General features: G+C 68.4%; 18 protein-coding genes. 9 read left to right on the forward strand and 9 right to left on the reverse strand.

Translation table 11 applies throughout. The annotated features are described in order from the left end of the window. Positions 1-27: 27 nt before the first annotated feature. From AC3WMR_RS15130 to AC3WMR_RS15145, 4 genes are all read right to left on the reverse strand, one after another. Complete coding sequence (locus AC3WMR_RS15130; RefSeq protein ID WP_492264377.1) at positions 28-570, reverse strand: carboxymuconolactone decarboxylase family protein; 543 nt, start codon at positions 568-570, stop codon at positions 28-30. Between the two features lie 33 nt (positions 571-603). Continuing rightward, positions 604-1,989, reverse strand: a complete 1,386-nt coding sequence (locus AC3WMR_RS15135; protein WP_492264376.1) for an LLM class flavin-dependent oxidoreductase — start codon at positions 1,987-1,989, stop codon at positions 604-606. A gap of 190 nt (positions 1,990-2,179) precedes the next feature. Further along, positions 2,180-3,055, reverse strand: a complete 876-nt coding sequence (locus tag AC3WMR_RS15140) for a glycosyl transferase (protein ID WP_492264375.1) — start codon at positions 3,053-3,055, stop codon at positions 2,180-2,182. A 151-nt stretch (positions 3,056-3,206) separates the two neighbouring features. Then, on the reverse strand, positions 3,207-3,947 hold the full coding sequence (locus AC3WMR_RS15145; RefSeq protein ID WP_492264374.1) for a sulfite exporter TauE/SafE family protein: 741 nt from the start codon (positions 3,945-3,947) through the stop codon (positions 3,207-3,209). Positions 3,948-4,123: 176 nt separating this feature from the next. Between AC3WMR_RS15145 and pdxR the strand changes: the two genes are divergently transcribed. Both pdxR and AC3WMR_RS15155 read left to right on the forward strand, forming a co-directional pair. After that, positions 4,124-5,569 (forward strand): MocR-like pyridoxine biosynthesis transcription factor PdxR, encoded by a 1,446-nt coding sequence (gene pdxR / locus AC3WMR_RS15150; RefSeq protein WP_492264373.1) that lies wholly within the window; start codon positions 4,124-4,126, stop codon positions 5,567-5,569. 60 nt (positions 5,570-5,629) lie between these two features. Continuing rightward, entirely contained in the window at positions 5,630-6,391 is a 762-nt protein-coding gene (locus AC3WMR_RS15155; RefSeq protein WP_025139155.1) for a class II aldolase/adducin family protein, read from the forward strand. Between the two features lie 19 nt (positions 6,392-6,410). On the opposite strand, the gene AC3WMR_RS15160 is transcribed toward AC3WMR_RS15155, so the two are convergent. Together AC3WMR_RS15160 and AC3WMR_RS15165 are read right to left on the reverse strand one after the other, a co-directional pair. Continuing rightward, positions 6,411-7,196, reverse strand: a complete 786-nt coding sequence (locus tag AC3WMR_RS15160; protein ID WP_492264372.1) for a hypothetical protein — start codon at positions 7,194-7,196, stop codon at positions 6,411-6,413. A 101-nt stretch (positions 7,197-7,297) separates the two neighbouring features. Next, on the reverse strand, positions 7,298-8,197 hold the full coding sequence (locus tag AC3WMR_RS15165) for a LysR family transcriptional regulator (protein ID WP_492264371.1): 900 nt from the start codon (positions 8,195-8,197) through the stop codon (positions 7,298-7,300). A gap of 90 nt (positions 8,198-8,287) precedes the next feature. On the opposite strand from AC3WMR_RS15165, the gene AC3WMR_RS15170 reads away from it, so the two are divergent. Next, positions 8,288-9,259 (forward strand): D-2-hydroxyacid dehydrogenase family protein, encoded by a 972-nt coding sequence (locus AC3WMR_RS15170; RefSeq protein WP_492264370.1) that lies wholly within the window; start codon positions 8,288-8,290, stop codon positions 9,257-9,259. A 10-nt stretch (positions 9,260-9,269) separates the two neighbouring features. On the opposite strand, the gene AC3WMR_RS15175 is transcribed toward AC3WMR_RS15170, so the two are convergent. After that, entirely contained in the window at positions 9,270-10,694 is a 1,425-nt protein-coding gene (locus AC3WMR_RS15175; protein ID WP_492264369.1) for an MFS transporter, read from the reverse strand. A 97-nt stretch (positions 10,695-10,791) separates the two neighbouring features. On the opposite strand from AC3WMR_RS15175, the gene AC3WMR_RS15180 reads away from it, so the two are divergent. The 4 genes from AC3WMR_RS15180 (at position 10,792) to AC3WMR_RS15195 (ending at position 13,790) form a co-directional block, all read left to right on the forward strand. Further along, on the forward strand, positions 10,792-11,460 hold the full coding sequence (locus AC3WMR_RS15180) for an ArsR/SmtB family transcription factor (protein ID WP_492264510.1): 669 nt from the start codon (positions 10,792-10,794) through the stop codon (positions 11,458-11,460). A gap of 63 nt (positions 11,461-11,523) precedes the next feature. Then, positions 11,524-12,399: an NAD(P)-dependent oxidoreductase gene (locus tag AC3WMR_RS15185; RefSeq protein WP_492264368.1), complete on the forward strand. Its 876-nt coding sequence runs from the start codon at positions 11,524-11,526 to the stop codon at positions 12,397-12,399. A gap of 69 nt (positions 12,400-12,468) precedes the next feature. After that, positions 12,469-12,918 (forward strand): acetyltransferase, encoded by a 450-nt coding sequence (locus AC3WMR_RS15190; RefSeq protein WP_199167011.1) that lies wholly within the window; start codon positions 12,469-12,471, stop codon positions 12,916-12,918. Next, the gene (locus AC3WMR_RS15195; RefSeq protein WP_492264367.1) at positions 12,915-13,790 is read left to right on the forward strand and encodes an alpha/beta fold hydrolase; all 876 of its coding nucleotides are present in this window, start codon (positions 12,915-12,917) and stop codon (positions 13,788-13,790) included. Before AC3WMR_RS15190 ends, AC3WMR_RS15195 begins: the two co-directional genes overlap by 4 nt. Positions 13,791-13,835: 45 nt before the next feature. On the opposite strand, the gene AC3WMR_RS15200 is transcribed toward AC3WMR_RS15195, so the two are convergent. Further along, entirely contained in the window at positions 13,836-16,160 is a 2,325-nt protein-coding gene (locus tag AC3WMR_RS15200; protein ID WP_492264366.1) for a molybdopterin-dependent oxidoreductase, read from the reverse strand. 230 nt (positions 16,161-16,390) lie between these two features. Here AC3WMR_RS15200 and AC3WMR_RS15205 point away from each other — a divergent pair, with 230 nt between their 5' ends. Continuing rightward, positions 16,391-17,326 (forward strand): 4-hydroxy-tetrahydrodipicolinate synthase family protein, encoded by a 936-nt coding sequence (locus tag AC3WMR_RS15205; protein WP_175191257.1) that lies wholly within the window; start codon positions 16,391-16,393, stop codon positions 17,324-17,326. 137 nt (positions 17,327-17,463) lie between these two features. Further along, complete coding sequence (locus AC3WMR_RS15210; RefSeq protein WP_492264365.1) at positions 17,464-18,471, forward strand: Bug family tripartite tricarboxylate transporter substrate binding protein; 1,008 nt, start codon at positions 17,464-17,466, stop codon at positions 18,469-18,471. On the opposite strand, the gene AC3WMR_RS15215 is transcribed toward AC3WMR_RS15210, so the two are convergent. Further along, positions 18,456-18,614 carry a hypothetical protein gene (locus tag AC3WMR_RS15215; protein ID WP_492264364.1) on the reverse strand — a complete coding sequence of 53 codons (159 nt, stop codon included), beginning with the start codon at positions 18,612-18,614 and terminating at the stop codon, positions 18,456-18,458. The genes AC3WMR_RS15210 and AC3WMR_RS15215 overlap by 16 nt on opposite strands. Between the last annotated feature and the right edge of the window lie 50 nt (positions 18,615-18,664).

Raw genomic sequence — 18,664 nt, forward strand, 5'->3', positions numbered from 1 at the left:
GCGTAAGGGGGCGTGAAGAAGAGGGGATCAGGCGTGCACGTCGGACGCGTGTTCGCCGATCTGCAGGGCCTGGTTGAAGCGGTTGAAAAAGCCGCACAGCGCGATGCGCAGCGTCAGCTCGACCAGTTGGCTTTCGGTGAAATGCACGCGCAATGCGTCGAACAGGTCGTCGGGCACGCGTTGGGCCGACTGCGTGACCTCGATGGCGTAGCGCACGACCAGCTTGTCGACGTCGGTCAGTTCGGGGTGGTCGGCGTAGTCCAGCAGGCGGTTGGCGCCGGCCTCGGTAATGCCTTCGACGGCCAGGCGCGGCGCGTGGCTGGCCACGCAATAGGGGCAGTCGTTCAGCAACGACACGACCACGATGGCGATTTCGATGTAGCGATATGGCACCGCGGCGCGCGTCTTCAGTTCGGCCAGCATGCCGTACAGGTGGCGCGCGGCCGGGTCCACCTGGGCCAGCACCGAGAACTGGTCGGCGAACACCGTGCCGCCCTGCGTATAGCTGTCGTACAGGGCGCGCAGGGCGGGGTCGAGGGTGTCGGGGGCGCGTTCGGCAACACGGGGCATGGTCGGTTCCAGTGGATCGATGAAAGGGGGAAATCAGTCGGCAAGGCGGTCGATGTCGGCGGCGATGCGGGCGGCCGGGTGTGCCGCGTCGATGCGGGGGCTGGCGGCGCCGAGCTTTTCGCGCAGCGTGCCGGCCGCGTAGTCCGTGGGGTAGGCGCCGCGGCGTTGCAGCTCGGGCACCAGGTAGCGGGCGATGTCGGCGTAGGTGCCAGGCGTTTCGGCGCAGGCCAGATTGAAGCCGTCCAGGTCGGCCTCGTCGGCCCATGCTTGCAGCGCGTCGGCCACCGTGGCCGGGCCGCCGGCAATCACCGGTCCGCGTCCGCCCAGCGCGACATAGTCGATCGCATCGCGCACTGTCCAGCGGCGTGACGGGTCCAGCTTGCTGAACGCCGCCAGCGCGGATTGGCCCGCGATGGTGTCCACGTATTCGAGCGGATCGTCCAGCGCGTGGCGCGACAGGTCCACGCCCGTCCAGCCGGCCAGCAGGGCGGCTGCGCCGGTGGTGTCGGCCTGCGCCTGGTAGCGGGCCAGGCGGGCCTGGGCGGCGGCATCGTCGGCGTCGACGATGACGGTGAACATGGCGTAGATCTTGACGGCGCGCGGGTCGCGGCCGGCGGCGGCCACGGCCTCGCGTACCTGGGCCGTGGCCTTGCGCGTGCCCGCCAGCGTCGGTGCGCCGACGAACACGCATTCGGCGTGGCGCGCGGCGAACGCCAGCCCACGCGCCGAGCCGCCGGCCTGGAACAGCACTGGCGTGCGTTGCGGCGAAGGCTCGCACTGGTACACGCCTTCGGATTGCAGGTAGCGGCCGCGATAGCGCACGGGGCGGATATGCGCGGGGTCCGCATACAGTCCATCGCGGGCGCCATGCACCACGGCGGCGTCGTCCCAGCTGCGTTCCCACAGCTGGTAGCAGATATCCAGGCATTCATCGGCCAGGTCGTAGCGCTGGTCATGCGACATCAAGGCGTCGCGCCCCAGGCTGCGCGCGCCGCTGTCCAGGTACGACGTTACGACGTTCCATGCGATGCGGCCGCGCGACAGGTGGTCCAGCGTGGTGAAGCGGCGCGCCAGCACGTAGGGCGCTTCGTACGAAGAAGACGCGGTGATGCCGAACCCCAGGTGGCGGGTCGCGCCCGCCATGATGGCGGCCAGCGGAAACGGATCATTCATCGGCGTCTGCGCACCCGAGCGCAGCACCGCGTTGGCGCTGCCGCCGTAGACGTCATACACGCCCAGCACGTCGCCCAGGAACAGCGCGTCAAAGCAAGCGGCTTCCAGCAGGCGGGCGAGATTCGTCCAGTGTTCGGCGTCGAGATACGAGGCCGCGGCATCCGGCCCATGCCGCCATTGTCCCGGCGCCAGGTGCCCGCCTGCGCAGTTCATCAGGAAGGCATTGAAACGTAGGATCTTGGGCATCGGGGGAAAGCGGCGGCGAAAAAATAACCGGCTTGCAGGGCAAGCCGGCTGGAACGTGTGATACGGAGACAAAGCCGAAATCGCGTGAACCCAGTGTAGGCAGCGCGCCGCCGCGCCGCCAATATGGATTGGCTATAAACACATCCTGGACGTTCGCGTGCCGGGGGCTTTACAGGAGGCCGGGCATGCCTTAGCTGCGCGCCGCGCCGGCCCAAAGCCGCTGCAACCACGAGCGGCGCTCGGGCCGTGGCCGGTTGCCGGTGTAGTCCTTCTGCGAAGCCTTGATGACGTCGCCGAACGGGACGGCGTTGCGGTAGGTGTCCGGTGTGTAGCCGGCAGCGATGGCTTCGCGGTAGTAGCGATCGAACAGTTCGGTCAGGTCGTGGCGCGCGTGCGGCACGACTTCGCCGTCGAACCAGTGCTGGCGGCCTTCGGCGCGCAGGCGCGGCAGCGCGTAGCGGTGCGAGAACTGCGTGCCCATGTCGGAGTAATGCAGGATGCGGATGTCGTCTGCGGCCAGCCCTTCGCCGTCGATGCTGTTGTAGCGGGCGTCCAGGTGCTGCACCAGGTGTGGCCGGTCGGCGAAGTAGTGCTTCATTTCGCGGTTGGCGTGGCGCTTGGCGCGCAGCGCTTCCAAGGACGGCAGATGGGCGCGTGCACGTTCGCAATCCCACAGCGCCACGCATGAGCGCCAGCCGTTGCCATCGCCATCGCGGCGGCCGGCGACGATGGCATCACCGTGCAGGGGCAGGTCCCAGAGCTCGGCCAGGTCGCACTGCACGAGCATGTCGGCGTCCATGTACAAGGCGCGGCCCTGGAAGCCGGCGGCGGCAGGTACCGCCCAACGGAATGCCGAGAACGGCGTGGACCATTTTTCAGTGCGCCAGCCGCGGCCGCGCGCGGGGTCGCAATACCAGGGGCTGGCGGGGTCGCGCGACAGGCGCATCCAGGTGATTTCGACCGGGCGGGATGCATGTTTGCGGGCGCTGTATTCCAGCACCATCATCTGTTCCAGGTCGCAATCGTTGGGGTCGCAGCCGACGAAAATCCTGATGGCGTTGTGCATGTTGTCTCGTCATCCCTGGCAATGGCGCCGGTCCTCAAGGCCGGCGAACCTGAATTATTGCTGAATTGTAGGGGAATCAGAGCCAATACACGTTAAGAAGTGTCGAGTTTTTGCGTAAATCTGTCCTAATGTGTCGCGGGCGCAAGACGCGCTACAGCACGCGCAGCATCATGTTGGCCCCCGCCGCCAACAGCGTCAGCAGCACGATGCGGTTGAAGACGACGACATTGATGCGGTGGTAAAGCCGCCGCCCCAGCCACGACCCGACGATCGTGCCGGGCAGGGCCTGCCAGGCCAGCGAGACGACCTCGGCGGTGACGAGGCCTGATATGGCCTGCGAGACCAGCGCCACGGCCAGAATCGACAGGTTGAACGACTGGAACACCGCGCGGCGCTCGTCCTTGGTCCAGCCCTGCAGGCCGGCCCACAAGGTGGGCAGGGGGCCGGACAGGCCCGCAATGCCGCCCAGCAGGCCGCCGCCCAACCCCACCAGGCCGTCGGCGAGAAGCGTGATCCGCGGGTGCGTGCGCGGCAGGCGCGCCTGGCCGTTCAGCAGCAGCATGGCGCACAGCGTCACCAGGATCACGCCCAGTCCGCCTTCGAACAGCCGCGGCGACACATAAGGCAGCGCCGCGACGCCTACCGGCACGCCGAGCAGGCCCCCGACGATGAACGGGGCCGACCGGCGCAGGTCGATGGCATGCCAGATCGAGGGCAGCGTCTGCAACTGCGACGTCACCGAACAGATGATGACCAGCGGCGAAGCCAGGGCCGGGGGCAGGGCCAGGAGCCAGATCGGCAGCGCCGTGAGGCCGGTGCCAAAGCCGGTCAAGCCGGACACCAGGCCGCCGGCCAGGGCGCCGCCGGTGATAAGAAGGGTAGAGGTCAGCACGCGGAATCTGCTTGAGAGGCGGGTCGGGGACCTCGTTGTAGCGCCGATCCTCGGCGCGCGAACCGTCCGCTTTGCCGATGTCCGTCCTACCAGTGACGGGCCTGCGAGGCGGCGTTGCCCCTAAAATTCCTGCTGACCCGCTGCGCGATGCGCGCGCATTTTTTGCATCCTTGCCCATGACTTCCCAAGCCGTGACCTGGCTGGTGCTTGACCGGCCCCAGGGCGATCTCGAAGGCCAGCTGTGCCGCGCCATCCGTGAACGGGTGCGCGCCGGCCGGCTGGGCGCGGGCGAACCGTTGCCGTCGACTCGCGCGCTGGCGCTGTCGCTGGGCATCGCCCGGTCGACCGTGGTGCAGGCCTACGAACGCCTGCGCGCCGAAGGTTATGTCGAGACCGTGCGCGGGTCGGGCACGCGGGTGTCGACGGCGCGGCCCCGGCCGCTGGCGGGGGCCGTGCGCGGCCGTGCCTCCGCGTCGGCGGGCAAGCGTCCAGCCGAATCGTTGCCCGCACCCACGACGCCCGCCCCGCGCGCCCTGCCGTTCCAGCCCGGCGTGCCGGACCTGAAGAGTTTTCCGGCGGCGGCGTGGGCGCGCTGCGTGGGCGGCCGGATCAAGTCTTTGCGCATCCACGACCTGGGCTACGGGCCGGTGGCCGGCCTGCCGGCGCTGCGGGCGGCCATCTTGGCGCACGCCAGCACCGCGCGCGGCGTGGTGGCGCAAGCGGATCAGGTGGCGGTGTTTCCGTCGGCGGCTGCCGCCATCGATACCCTGGCCCGCGTGACCTTGGCGCCTCGAGCCGACACGGCCTGGATCGAAGACCCGGGCTGGCCCCGCGCGCGCGCCTTGCTGCTGCGAGCGGGCGCGCAGCTGGTGCCGGTGCCGTGCGACGCCGACGGCATCGACCTGTCGCGCGCAGCGGGCGCCGGCCCGCGCCTGATCTACGTGACGCCTTCGCACCAGTGCCCCACGGGCGTCACGATGAGCCTGCCGCGCCGGCTGGCGCTGCTGGACGCCGCGCAGCGGCACGGCGCCTTCATCATCGAAGACGACTACGACAGCGAATTCCGCTACGACGCCCGGCCCATCGCCGCGCTGCAAGGCATCGACACCGGCCAGCGCGTGGCCTACGTCGGCACGTTTTCCAAGACACTGGCGCCGGGGCTGCGCGTGGCCTATGCCATCCTGCCGCCGGAATTGGTGGCCGCCTGCCATGCCGACATGGCCCTGCGCCAGAGCGACGTGCCGATCCATATCCAGGCGGGCTTGGCCGATTTCCTGAACGACGGTCACTTTCGCAGCCACATCCGCCGCATGCGCGGCGTGTACGCCGAACGCATGCACAACCTGGTGCGCGCGCTGACGCAGCACTGCGGCGATTGGCTGGATGTGGCCGATGGCGGCGGCGGATTGAAGCTGGCGGTACGGCTGCGTGACCACGGCGTGGACGATCGCCGCGTGGTCCAGGCGCTGGCCGAACGCGGCTACGGCGCCCGGACATTTTCCGAGTTTTGCCTCGCGGCGCCGGTGCCAGGGCTGGTGTTCGGCATCGCGCAAGGCACGCCCGCGCGCTGCGAGGCCCTGGCGCAGGCGCTGGCGGCCATGTTGCGCGGCGCGGCGCGGTAGTACAGTGCCAGGCACCCGTGGCGCGGATGCCGCGGGCAGAACACCATAACGGGAGACAGCATGGATACGGTAGGCAAGGGCGCCAGCGTGCGCGAACAGGTCGGCGAAACGGAATGGCAGGTCCGCAAGGATCTCGCGGCGCTGTACCGGCTGGTGGCGCTGTTTGGCTGGGACGACCTGATCTTCACGCACATCACGGCCAAGGTGCCGGGCACCGAGCACTTCCTGATCAACCCCTACGGCATGATGTTCGACGAAATCACCGCGTCCAGCCTGGTCAAGATCGACCTGGACGGCCGCAAGGTGATGGATTCGGAATACGACATCAATCCGGCCGGCTTCACCATCCACAGCTGTATCCACGCGGCCCGCAAGGATGCCATGTGCGTGTTGCACACGCATTCGATCAACGGCGTGGCGGTGTCGGCACAGAAGGGCGGCTTGCTGCCGCTGTCGCAGTTTGCGTTCATCGCGCTGCGCTCGCTCAGCTACCACGACTACGAAGGCCTGGCGCTCAACCCCGAAGAGCAGCCGCGGCTGGTGCGCGACCTGGGCAGCAACAACTACCTGATCCTGCGCAACCATGGCTTGTTGACGGTGGGCCAGACCATGGCCGAGGCCTTCCAGGCCATGCACCGGCTGGAGGCGGCCTGCATGGTGCAGGTGCGGGCCCAGGCGGGGGGCGAACTCACCTACATCCCGCCCGAGATCCTGGCGCGCGCCGCGGTCGAGTCCCCGGCCGACCGCGCGCACAAGGCCGCGCTGGCCTGGCCGGGCCTGCTGCGCCGGCTGGACCGGCGCAACCCGGGCTACGCCGACTGACGCGGGCTGCCTGGCCGGTCTACCGCTTCTTGGGCTGCGCTTGCAGGAACTCGGCGCAATCCGGCACCGGCGTCGCGGGCCGGTAGACCGACGTGTCTTCGTGCCACTTATAGGTCACGGTGTAGCTGCACTGCTTGTCGGTCTGCGGTGCCTTCTGGGCCTCGGTGGGCGCTGGCAGCTTGCTCGAATCCGCATAGCGGCTGGCGCCGGCCGGCGCACGGGTGGCATGGGTGGTGACCTGCAGGTCCGGATACTTGCCGCCGGGCAGCGCCTTCAGGGCCGTCTGGAAGCGATAGGTATCGATGCAGTTGCCTTCCCGCCGGGTCTGGTCCGTGTCATTGAAGCAGGCGCGGATGCGGGCGTTGGCGGTGTAGGGCATCACCTGCACCAGGCCGGACACGTTGTCGCCCAGGTTGACCATGAACAGGTACAGGTCCTTGCGTGCGAAGCTGCCGCCGGAGAACTGGATTTCTTCCTTGTAGTCCGGCTCGGTCGGGCCGATCACGCCGACCAGCGCGCGTTCTTCGTCCAGGCGGATCAGGTGCGGCCAGACGGTGAAATGCGCGAAATTCGGAATGTCGGGCAGGTCCCAGAACGGCCATTCGGCGCGCAGGGTGCGGCTGGTGGCGAAGGGGCCGTTTTCCTGCATCGAGCCGTCCGTTTTGATGCCGACGCACCAATCGGTCTGGGCGTTGCAGTACAGCTTGTTCTGCGGGTTCAGCGTCAGGGGTTCGACGTCCGGCTGTGCCGCGACGGCGGCCAGGGGCATCAGGCCGGCGATCAGCAACGCAAACGCTTTATTCATGGTGATTCCTTTGTGGCGGATGGGCGCGGGCGCATTGTTACCCGATTTGCCGGACAAGGCGTCACCAATTGTTTAAAACGCTTCGAATCCTGCGCGGCCGCTCAGGCCGGCAGGTCTTCGCGGTGCCGCAGGATCAGGTCGTACAGGGCCTGCGCGGCGGGCGACAGGTGCGCGCCCTTGCGGCTGAGCAGCGAAAACGTGCGCCCCACGACCGGCGTGTGCAGCGACACTACCCGCAACGACGGATACGAACCCGCCTGCCACGCCAGCCGGGGCACCACGGCCATGCCGGCGCCGGCCGCCACCAGGCCGACCGCGGTGGAACTGCGCTGCACTTCATAGAACGCCGATAGCTGCAAGGCCTGATCGGCCAGCGCATGGTCCAGCAGCGGCCGGTTGTTGCTGCTGGCGCCGGGAAAGATCAGTCGGTGGCCTTCCAGTTGTTTCCAGGGCAGGCGTCGGCGGCGGGCGAAGGGATGGTCGTCGCGGCAGATCAGCACGAAATCGTCTTGCAGAAGCGGAATGCTTTGCAACGTGGGCGGATGCGATTCGGCGATGTTGATGCCGAATTCCGCTTCGCGCGTCAGCACCGCCTGCGCCACCGCGCCCGAGGAATGGTCCAGCACCTTCACGCGGTTCTGCGGGTGTTCGGCGCTGTAGCGTTGCAGGATCTGCGGCAGGTAGTGCACGCCGATGGTCGGCACACAGGCCAGCGTCACGTCGCCGCGTTGGGCCTTGCCGGTTTCACGGATTTCGGTAAGCGCCGCGGCCAGGTCGGCCAACAGCCGCCGCGCCTGCGGCAGGAAGCTGTCGCCGGGCGGCGTCAGCGCGACGGACCGGGTGGTGCGTTCCACCAGCCGCACGCCCAGGAAAGATTCCAGGTTTTGCAACCGCCGGCTGAGCGCGGTCTGGGTGATGCTGAGCTCGCTCGCGGCGCGGCGAAAGCTCTTGTGGTCCGCGATGGCGACAAAGGCCTGCACGCCGAGCACGTCTATTTTCATGAGGAAAACGCATCAATGAGCGAATTAATCTCATTTTACGGCCGGCAGGTCGGCGCTCACAATGCTCGTTCCCGAGGAGGCAGGCAGATCATGAACATCACCATTCTGGACGACTATTTCGACACGCTGCGGGGCTTGCCCTGTTTTCGCAAGCTGGACGGGCACGCCGTGACCGTCTGGAACGATCACGTGCAGGACGTGGATGCCCTGGCCGAGCGCCTGCGCGACACCGAGATACTGGTGCTGATCCGCGAGCGCACCCAGATCCGCGCGCCGCTGATCGCCCGGCTGCCCAAGCTGCGGCTGATCAGCCAGCGCAGCGTCTATCCGCACATCGACATCGACGCCTGCACCGAGCACGGCGTCATCGTGTCGTCGAACCAGCACGCCGGCACGCCGTCGTACGCCGCCGCGGAAATGACCTGGGCGCTGGCGCTGGCCGGCATGCGCCGCATTCCGCAACAGGTGCAGGCGTTAAAGGAAGGCGTCTGGCAGACGGGCATGGGCCGCACGCTGCGCGGACGCACGCTGGGCATCTACGGCTATGGCCGCATCGGCGCCGAGGTGGCGCGCTACGGCGCGGCCTTCGGCATGAAGGTGCAGGTGTGGGCCCGCGAGGCCTCGCGCCAGCGCGCCCGCGACGACGGCTGGGCCGTGGCGCCCGACAAGCAGACGTTCTTTGCGACCAGCGATGTGCTGTCGCTGCACATGCGCCTGGTGCCGGCCACCCGCGGCATCGTCACCGCGGAGGATCTGGCGCACATGCAGCCGTCGGCCCTGCTGGTGAACACCAGCCGCGCGGGTCTGATCGCACCCGGCGCGCTGGTGCAGGCGCTGCGCGCGGGCCGCCCGGGAGCAGCGGCGGTGGACGTGTTCGAAGAAGAACCGGTGCGTGATCCGCAGCATCCGCTGCTGCATTTGCCCAACGCGATCTGCACGCCGCATATCGGCTACGTCACCGAGGACGAATACGAAACGCAGTTCTCGGACGTGTTCGACCAGATCGTGTCGTACGCGGCGGGCAAGCCGATACACGTGGTCAACCCGGCTGTGCTTGGCTGACGTACTGGTCCTATCGCGCCAGGCGCCCCGCCAGCATGGCCGCCAGCGCCGGGGCCAGCGCGAACACGCCGAAGAGCGCCAGGGCCGCTGTCCGCGCGCCCTCCACGCCGCCGGGTTCGGTCAGCCCTCCCGCATTGGCCACCACGCCCGCCAGCGCGGCGGTCAATGCGGTGGCATACAGCTGCACGGTCGTGATCGACGACGACGCCAGGTTTTCCTCGCCGGGCGCGGCGGCCGAGAATACGCGCGTCAGCAGGTGCGGCCAGGCCAGCCCGATGCCAAAGCCCACCGCGGTCAGCGCCACGCAGTAGATGACCGTGCCGAACCACGCCGGATTCCAGGCCGTCACCGGCATGGTCGCGGCCAGCGCCACGATCGCGGCGAAGACCACCCACGGACTGATCCGGATCAGCCGATGCGCTTGCAGGGCGCTGCGGCCGGCGCTGTACACCGACGCCACCGTCCAGCCGCCGGCCATCATCGCGGTCATGTAGCCCGCGGCCAACGGCGTCTGCTGGTGCACCACTTGCAGGAAATACGGCACGAAGATCTCGGTGGTCAGCGCCGCCACCAGCAGGCTCATCACGGCGTACAGCACGCCCAGCGGTGCGCGCAGCGAGTAGGCGCCGGTGGGCAGCAGCCGGGCGCGGGCGTGCCTGTCGATGCGCACGATCAGGGCGGCGATGACCACGCCGGCCGCGATGCCGGCGGCATTCCAGACCAGCCGCTGCGACAGGCTGGCGGCGGAAATCGCCAGCACCGACAGCACCAGCAACGCGATGGTCAGCCACGGCACGCGGCCGGGCGGCGCGTCGGCCGCGGCCTTGCCGCGAAATTGGCTGGCCACGATCAGCGCCAGCAGCAGCGCCACCGGCACCAGTACCCAGAACGCCGGCCGCCACTGGCCGCTTTGCGCGAACATGCCGCCGATGGCGGGGCCGCCCAGCGTGGCCACGCCCCACATGCCCGACACCAGCGCCATGGCGCGCGGCCACAGCCGGGCGTCGAACACCACGCGGATCAGCGCGTAGCTCAGCGCGAACAGCACGCCGCCGCCCAGGCCTTGCACGGTGCGCCCCAGCAACAGCACCGGCATCGACGGCGCCATCGCGCAGGCCACCGCACCGATCAAGAACACCGCCAGCGCCACCAGGTACGCCAGGCGCGGCCCCAGTTGCTCGATCAGCTTGGCCGACAGCGCCGACCCGACGATGGACGCGGCCACGAACAGGGTGGTGTTCCACGCGTAATACGTCAGGCCGCCGATCTCCTGGATGATCGTGGGCAGGATGGTGGTGACCACGTAGATGTTGACGGCGTGCAGCGCCACGCCGCCGGCCAGGGCGATCGAACGCAGGCCATTGCGGCCGCGCAGCAGGTCGCCCCAGGACGCGGACGCTGGTTCCGCCGCCGTCAGGCTCGGGCTCGATGACATGGACGTGTCTCCTTTAAAATTATCAATCCAACAAATGATGGAATGATAGGAAGATGCTATGTTCCCGTCAATGAAGACCCTGCCGCCGTCCCCGTCTATGCCCTTGCCCCTGGCCGACCCCGCCGACTCGCTCGACGACTTGGCCGACGCCGCCAAGACACTGGGGCATCCCCACCGCCTGGCCCTGCTGCAAGCCGTGCTGCAACGCGAAAGCACGGTCGAGCAATTGGCGCTGCTGTCCGGCCTGTCGATCACCAACGCGTCGCAACACTTGCAGCAACTCAAGCGCGCCGGCTTCATCCAGTCGCGCCGCGACGGCAAGCACGTGCTGTACCGCGGCGGCGCGGGGCCCGTGTCCGAAGTGCTGTCGGCCTTGCAGGATTACCTGGCCCACCAGCGCCAGGAGATGCAGCGCGTGGCGTCCGACAGCGTGAACCGCCCCGAGCAGCTCGAAGCCGTGTCCATCGAGGCGCTGGTCGCCAAGCTGGACGACGGCGCGCTGCTGCTGGATGTGCGCTCGCCCGACGATTACGCCGCCGGTCACATTCCGGGGGCGGTCAACCTGCCTACCGAAGCGCTGGAGGCCCATCTGGCGCAACTGCCGCGCGACCAGGCCATCGTGGCCTACTGCGGCGGCCGTTACTGCGTGCTGTCGATGCGCGCCGTGGCGCTGTTGCGCGCCCGCGGCTTCCAGGCGCAGCGGCTGGGCGATGGCTTTCCGGCCTGGAAGGCAGCCGGCCTGCGGGTCGAGTCCGCACCGCATTGAGACGGGTGCAAGGCCGCTTTCCGCGCAACCCTTTTCCTCACCAGAAACACGCAGGAGACACACATGACTATCGGATTCATCGGCCTGGGCGTCATGGGGACGCCCATGGCGCTGAACCTGGCCCGCGCCGGCACGCCGCTGGTGGCCTGGAGCCGTTCGGGCGGCAGCTTCGACGCCTTGCGCGCGGCGGGCGCCCACATTGCCGACACGATCGATGAGGTCTACGCGCAATGCCGCACGGTCATCCTGATGCTGGCCAACGACGCCGCCATCGACGCCACGCTGGGCCGTGGCACGCCAGACTTTGCCACGCGAGTGCAAGGGCACCTGATCGTCAACATGGGCACCACGTCGACGGACGTCTCGCGCCAGCTGGGCGCGGACATCCGGGCGGCCGGCGGCCGTTATGTCGAAGCGCCGGTGTCCGGCTCGCGCAAGCCCGCCGAAGCGGGCCAACTGGTGGTGATGCTGGCCGGCGAGCCCGACGACGTGGCCGCGATCCGCACGCTGGTGCAGCCGCTATGCCGCGACAGTTTCGTCTGTGGCGCGGTGCCGTCGGCGCTGGCGATGAAGCTGGCCGTGAATCTGTTTTTGATCACCATGGTCACCGGCCTGACCGAATCCGTGCATTTCGCCGAACGCCAGGGCATCGACCTGGCGCTGTTTGCCGACGTGCTGAACGCCGGGCCGATGGCCAGCGACGTGTCCCGCGTGAAACTGGGCAAGCTGGTCACGCAGGACTACTCGGTGCAGGCCGCCATTACCGACGTGCTCAAGAACAGCCGCCTGGTGGCCGAGGCCGCGCGCAGCGTGGGCATCGCCTCGCCGCTGCTGGACGCCAGCCATGCGCTGTATGGCGAAACCGAGGCGCTGGGCCTGGGTACTTCCGACATGGTGGCGGTGATCCGCGCCATCGAGCAACGCACCGCGGCGGGTTGAGCCGCGGCGCTGGCGCAAGGTGCGTTCGCCCTTCCCGCCGCTTTCTTTTCATGCCTCTCCCTTTGAATCATGTTCACACTTAGAAAATCCACCCCCGCCGACGGCGCGCGCGTCGTCGACATCTGGCGCCGGGCCGTCGATGCCACGCATCATTTCCTGACCGCCGAAGACCGCCTCGCCATCGACGCCGAAGTCGTGGGCTTCCTGCCCGCCGCCACGCTGGACCTGGCGGTGGACGAGGCCGATCGCCCCGTCGCGTTCATGCTGCTGGACGGCGATGCTATGCAAGCCCTGTTCGTGGACCCGGACCATCGCGGCGCGGGCGTCGGCCGTCTGCTGGTGGCCGACGCATTGCGGCGCCATCCCCGCCTGGCCACGGACGTGAACGAGCAGAACAGCCAAGCCGTGGGTTTCTACGAACGGCTGGGATTCGAACGCACCGGCCGGTCCGAGCGCGACAGCCAGGGCCGGCCCTATCCGCTGATCCACCTGCGCCATCGCGGCGGCGCGCAAGCATGAAACCGGTCTACAAGTCCGAGCGTCACGCGTATGCCGTGCACGCGGCTTACGACGCCGCGCTGGCGTACTGGCCAGAAGGGCTGATGCGCAAGACGGTGCCTACCCCCGCCGGTGATACGCATGTGCTGGTATGCGGGCGTGAAGACGCCCCGCCACTGGTGTTGCTGCACGGCGCCCAAAGCGCGGCGGCCAGCTGGCAACGGCAAGCCGCCGCGTGGGCGGGGAAATTCCGTATCTATGCCATCGATCTGATCGGCGAGGCGGGCCTGAGCGCGCCCGCGCGCCTGCCACTCGATGGCGATGCGCATGCGGCCTGGCTGGAGGCAGTGCTGGACGGCCTGGGCGTCAGGCGCGCCGCGTTCTGCGGCATCTCGTTGGGTGCCTGGATGGCGCTGGACTTCGCGCTGCGCCGCCCAGCCCGGGTGGCGCGCCTGGCGCTGCTGTGTCCGTCGGGCATCGGCCGGCAGAAAAACATTCTGCCGTGGGTCTTGCCGCTATTGATGCTGGGCCCGGCGGGGCGGGCGCTGGTACGGCGCCGCATCATCGGCGCGTTGCCGGCCGATCCGCCGCCCGCCGATCGCGCCCAGTTCGACCTTTTGCGTGCCATCGACCGGGGTTTTCGGCCCCGCTTCGGCAGGATTCCGGTATTCAGCGACGAGGCATTGCGCCAGCTGGCGCCGCCGCTGTTCGTGGCGGTGGGAGGGCGCGACGTGATGCTGGATTCGCATGGCACCCGCGACCGCCTGCAACGCCTGCTGCCGCAGGCCTGCGTGACGGTGTTGCCGCAAGAGCGCCACTTCGTGCGCGGCCAGAACGAACGCGTGTTTGCCTTTCTGCAAGGCGCATCCACGCCGATCGCGGCCGTGGCATGACGCAGACGGCGCGGTCCGGAGCGTAATCGGTTCCGGCAGCGTCCGTTAGCGCGTGGCCGTGGCGCTGTTCGCCAGCGTTTCCAGCGCCGGCGGCTCGAACGCCTGCACCGCGGGCGCGGCGCCTTGCCAGCGTTCAACCTGCACCAGCGCCGACAGCGCGCTGGGTCCTTGCGCCAGGCGCGAGGTGCCGACATCCACCGTCAGCACATTGGGATTGCCGTGGCGCTCCAGCGCTGCGCCTTGCGGATCGAACCACGCGCCGGTGGGTATCACCACCACGCCGCGCAGCAGGTCGGCGGTGAGCTGCGCGCCGCCCAGGCAGGCGCCGCGGTCGTTGAAGATGCGCACCACATCGCCTTGTGCGATGCCGCGTTCGGCGGCGTCAATCGGATGCAGCAGCACGGCTTCGCGGCCGGCGACCTTGTTCTGGCGGGTGGCGGGCGCGGAGTCCAGCTGCGAGTGCAGCCGGTCCGCGGGCTGGCAGGTCACCAGGTGCAGCGGCCAGCGCGCGGCACGGTCGGCGCCCAACCATTCCACCGGCGGCAACCAGGCCGGGTGCGGCGGACAATCGTCATAGCCGAATTCGGCGATGGCCGTGCTGTGCAGCTCCAGGCGGCCCGAGCGGGTCTTGAGCGGATGCGCGTCGGGGTCCTGGCGGAATTGCTCGAACAGCACGAAGTCGCGCGCGGGCGGGGGCAGCGCGATATGGCCGCGTTCCCAGAATGCATCGAACGCGGGCAGCGTCAGCTGCGCGGCCTCCCAGGCCGGCCGCATCTGCTCGTAGATGTGGCGGATCCAGGCCATCTCGTCGCGGCCTTCGGTGTAGGCCTGCTCGAAACCGCCGCGCGCGGCCAGTTCGCGATAGATGTCGAAATCGTTGCGGCTGTGGCCCACCGGCGCCACGGCCTGGTGCATCGCGAGGATATAGCGGTCGCGCGATGAGCCGCCGATGTCGTTGCGTTCGAGGGTGGTGGTGGCGGGCAGGACGATGTCGGCGCGGCGCGCGGTGGGCGTCCACCAGGGCTCGTGCACGATGATGGTCTCGGGCCGTGTCCAGGCCTGCGCCAGACGGTTCAGGTCCTGGTGATGATGGAACGGGTTGCCGCCCGCCCAGTAGACCAGGCGGATGTCGGGATACGTGCCGGTCTTGCCATTGAATTCGTAGGTCTGGCCCGGCTGCAGCAGCATGTCGGTCAGGCGCGCCACCGGTATGGACGTGGCCGCCGGATTGCGGCCGGCGCGCATTTCGGGGGCGGGCAGGTCGGGGCGCGGATTGCCGGCGCCGTTCATGGACCCGTGGCCAAACGCGAAGCCGCCGCCCGGCAGGCCGATCTGGCCCAGCAGCGATGCCAGCGCGACGCTGCCCCAGTAAGGCTGTTCGCCGCGATGGCCGCGTTGCAGCGACCACGAACACGACAGCAGCGTGCGGCAGCCGGCCGCGGCCCGCGCCAGTTCGCGGATGGTGGCCGCCGGCACGCCGCAGATGGCCTCGGCCCAGGCGGCCGATTTCGGCTGGCCGTCGCTGCGGCCCAGCACATAGTCCGCGTACTGGTCGAAGCCATTGCAATAGCGCGCCACGAACGCGCTGTCGTGGCGGTTTTCGGCCAGCAGCGTGTGCGCCATGCCCAGCATCATCGCGGCGTCGGTGTTGGGGCGGATGGGGATCCATTCGGCCGCCAGCGCGTCCGGCGCGTCGGCGCGGGTGGGGCTGATGACCACGCTGCGCATGCCGGCCTGGCGCGCCCGCGCCAGCCAGCCCGGGGCGCTGTGGTCGCCGGCGCCGCCGGAGGCGATCTGGGTGTTGCGCAAGGGGATGCCGCCAAACGCGATCAGCAACCGGGTGTGGTTGACGACGCTGTTCCAGTCGGTGATGCGGCCGGTCACGGGCGCATAGGTGCCGATGATGTGCGGCAGCAGGAACTGCGCCGCGCCCCAGCTGTAGTTGCCCGACTGGTCGACGCAGCCGCCGCCCGCGTACAGGAAGCGGTGCGTCAGCGTGCGGGCATGGTGCAGGCGCCCGGCGGACGACCAGCCATACGAGCCGCCGAAGATCGCGGTGGGGCCATGTTGCGCGCGCACCCGTTGCAATTCGCCATGCACCAGATCCAGGGCCGTATCCCAATCGACTTCGACATAGCCGTCCACGCCGCGCAGTTCGGACGCGCCGCGATGCTTGAGCCAGCCGGCGCGCACGCTGGGCCGCGCGATGCGCAGCGGCGAATGCACCATGTCGGGCATCGAGTGAATAAGCGGGGACGGAGCCTGGTCGTGGGCGAAGGGTTCGCAGCCCACCACGCGGCCATCGCGTACCAGTGCGGTGTAGGCGCCCCAATGAGACAGGGACGGATGGCGAGAGGTCGCTTCGGACATGAGGGGCACGCAGTCAAAAACGTATTGTTATGGAAATCCTCATAACTTAAACGCATTGCCTTAGAAATTCTTTGTCTTTCGGACCCGCTTAAAGTGTGGAAAATAGAAAAATTTTCGGGGCCGCTCTTCCTATACTGCGTATGCAACAAGGGGAATGGTCAGGTGGTAGCGCCGATCACGCGCGCCCCTGGCTTTTTTGTCGAGCAGTCCTTCCGCATGTGGAGTGGTTCATGAGCAAAATGAAAATCCAGGGGTCCTTCGTCGCTATCGTGACGCCGTTCAACCGCGACGGCAGCGTCGATTTCAGCGCCTTTCGCAGCCTGCTGAAGTTCCAGGAGGACAACGGCACCGCCGCGGTGCTCATCATGGGCTCCACCGGCGAGGTGTCGCTGCTGTCCCCGGAAGAACGCCGCCAGGTCATCGTCGAGACGGCCAAGATGAAGAGCGGCAAGATGAAGCTGTTCTACGGCTGCACCGGCAACAACACCGACAGCACCATCGAGTACCTGAAGTTCGCGCAGGCCAACGGCGCCGATGGCGCGATCCTGGCCGCGCCGGCCTACATCTGCGCGTCCGAAGCCGATACGGAAGCCTATTTCCTGGAAGTGGCCGACGCCACCGACCTCCCGCTGGGCATCTACAACAACCCGCCGCGGGTCAAGAGCGACCTGCACTGGGACCAGCTGCTGCGCATCTTCAAGCACCCGAACTACGTGGTGCACAAGGAGTCGACCACCCGCGTGGGCCAGGTGGCACAGGTGCTGCGCGGCCGTCCCGACGTGTCGGTGATGTGCTGCGATTCGCCCAACCTGGGCCTGGTGGTGCCCACCATGAGCCTGGGCGGCCACGGCACCGCCAACATGACCGGCAACATCGCGCCCGCTGAAATGGCCGACATCTCGCGTCCGTGGGACACGCCCGACGTGTCGGTCAGCTTCCGCGAAGGCTATCTGGGCCTGTTGCCGATGCTGCACTACTCGTACTCGGCCATCAACCCGGTGGCCATCAAGTCGCTGATGAAGGCGGTGGGCCTGCCGGTGGGCGACCTGCGCCGTCCGCTGCGCGGCCTGGAGGGCGAGGCCCTGGCCAAGGGGCTGCGCATCGTGCGCGAACTGGGGCTGGATACCAAGTACGGCTTCAGCTCCGCGCAGCTCAAGGCGGCCTGATTTCCCCGTCCGGCGGCATGAGGCCGCCGGACCCATCCTGACGATCCACGGCATGGCGGACGCGCGCATCGCGTCCGATGGCGTGGACCGCTGCTGCGCGCTCGAAATGACTGCGCCCATCGCCTAGAGAGACCATCATGTCCCGATTCCTGTCCCGCCCCACGCCGCTCAAGCGGCTGCTCAGCGTCGCCCTGCTGGCGGTGGGGGCGCTGTCCGGCGCTGCCGCGCTGGCCGAAGACGCCTATCCGCAACGTCCCATCACGCTGGTGGTGCCGCACCCGCCCGGCGGTTCCGTCGACGGCGTGGCGCGGCTGTATGCCGAGCAGCTGGGCAAAGAGCTGGGCCAGTCCGTGGTGGTGGAAAACCGCGCCGGCGCCTCGGGCATGATCGGCGCGGCCTACGTGGCGCGCGCGGCGCCCGACGGCTACACGCTGTACCTGAACGCGTCGATCCACGCGATCAATCCGCTGCTGTACAAGAAGACCATCAAGTTCGATTCGGTCAAGGACTTCACGCCGATCAGCGAGCTGGCGCAGGGCGCGCTGATCTTCAGCGTCAACCCCAAGGTGCCGGCCAACAACGTGCAAGAGCTGGTCAAGGTGCTGAAGGCGGACCCGCAGAAATACTCGTTTGCCACCACCGGCTTCGGTTCGGCCGGCCACCTGGCCGCGGCCTCGTTCCTGCACGACAACGGCCTGGACCAGATTCCCATCGTGCTGTATCGCGGGGGCGGCCCGGCCCTGTCGGACATGGTGGGCGGCCAGGTGCAGGGGCTGATCGACCCGATGCTGTCGTCCTTGCCGATGGTGCGCGCGGGCAAGCTGCGCGCCGTGGCGCTGACCGGCGCCGAACGTAGCCCGCTGCTGGCCAACGTGCCCACCATGAAGGAACAGGGCCAGAAGAACTTCGAGTTCTATTCCTGGTATGGCGTCTGGGGCCCGGCCAACCTGCCGCAGCCGATCCTGCGCAAGCTGGAATCGGTGTCGGCCAAGGTCATGGCCAGCCCCAAGGTGGCCGAGCAGTTGAACGGCCTGGGCTTTGAACCATCGGTGAAGGACTCGGCGGCGTTCGCCAAGTTCATCGATGCCGAGATGAAGCGCTATCAGGTCATCATCGACCAGGCCAAGATTCAGATCACGGAATAGCCCCGCGCACGACGCAGATGCGTGGCCGCCGCCAGCGCCAGCAGCAGCAACAGGCTGGCGGCGGCCACGTACGGCAGCCAGGGCCGCACGCCATATAGCAGCGTGCACGCCAGCGGCGCCACCACCATCGCCATGCCTTGCACGGCGGTGACCGAACCGGCGGCGATGCCTTGCTCTTCGGGGTTGACGGCCG

This window comes from Achromobacter sp. FW305-C-28, assembly GCF_058783235.1.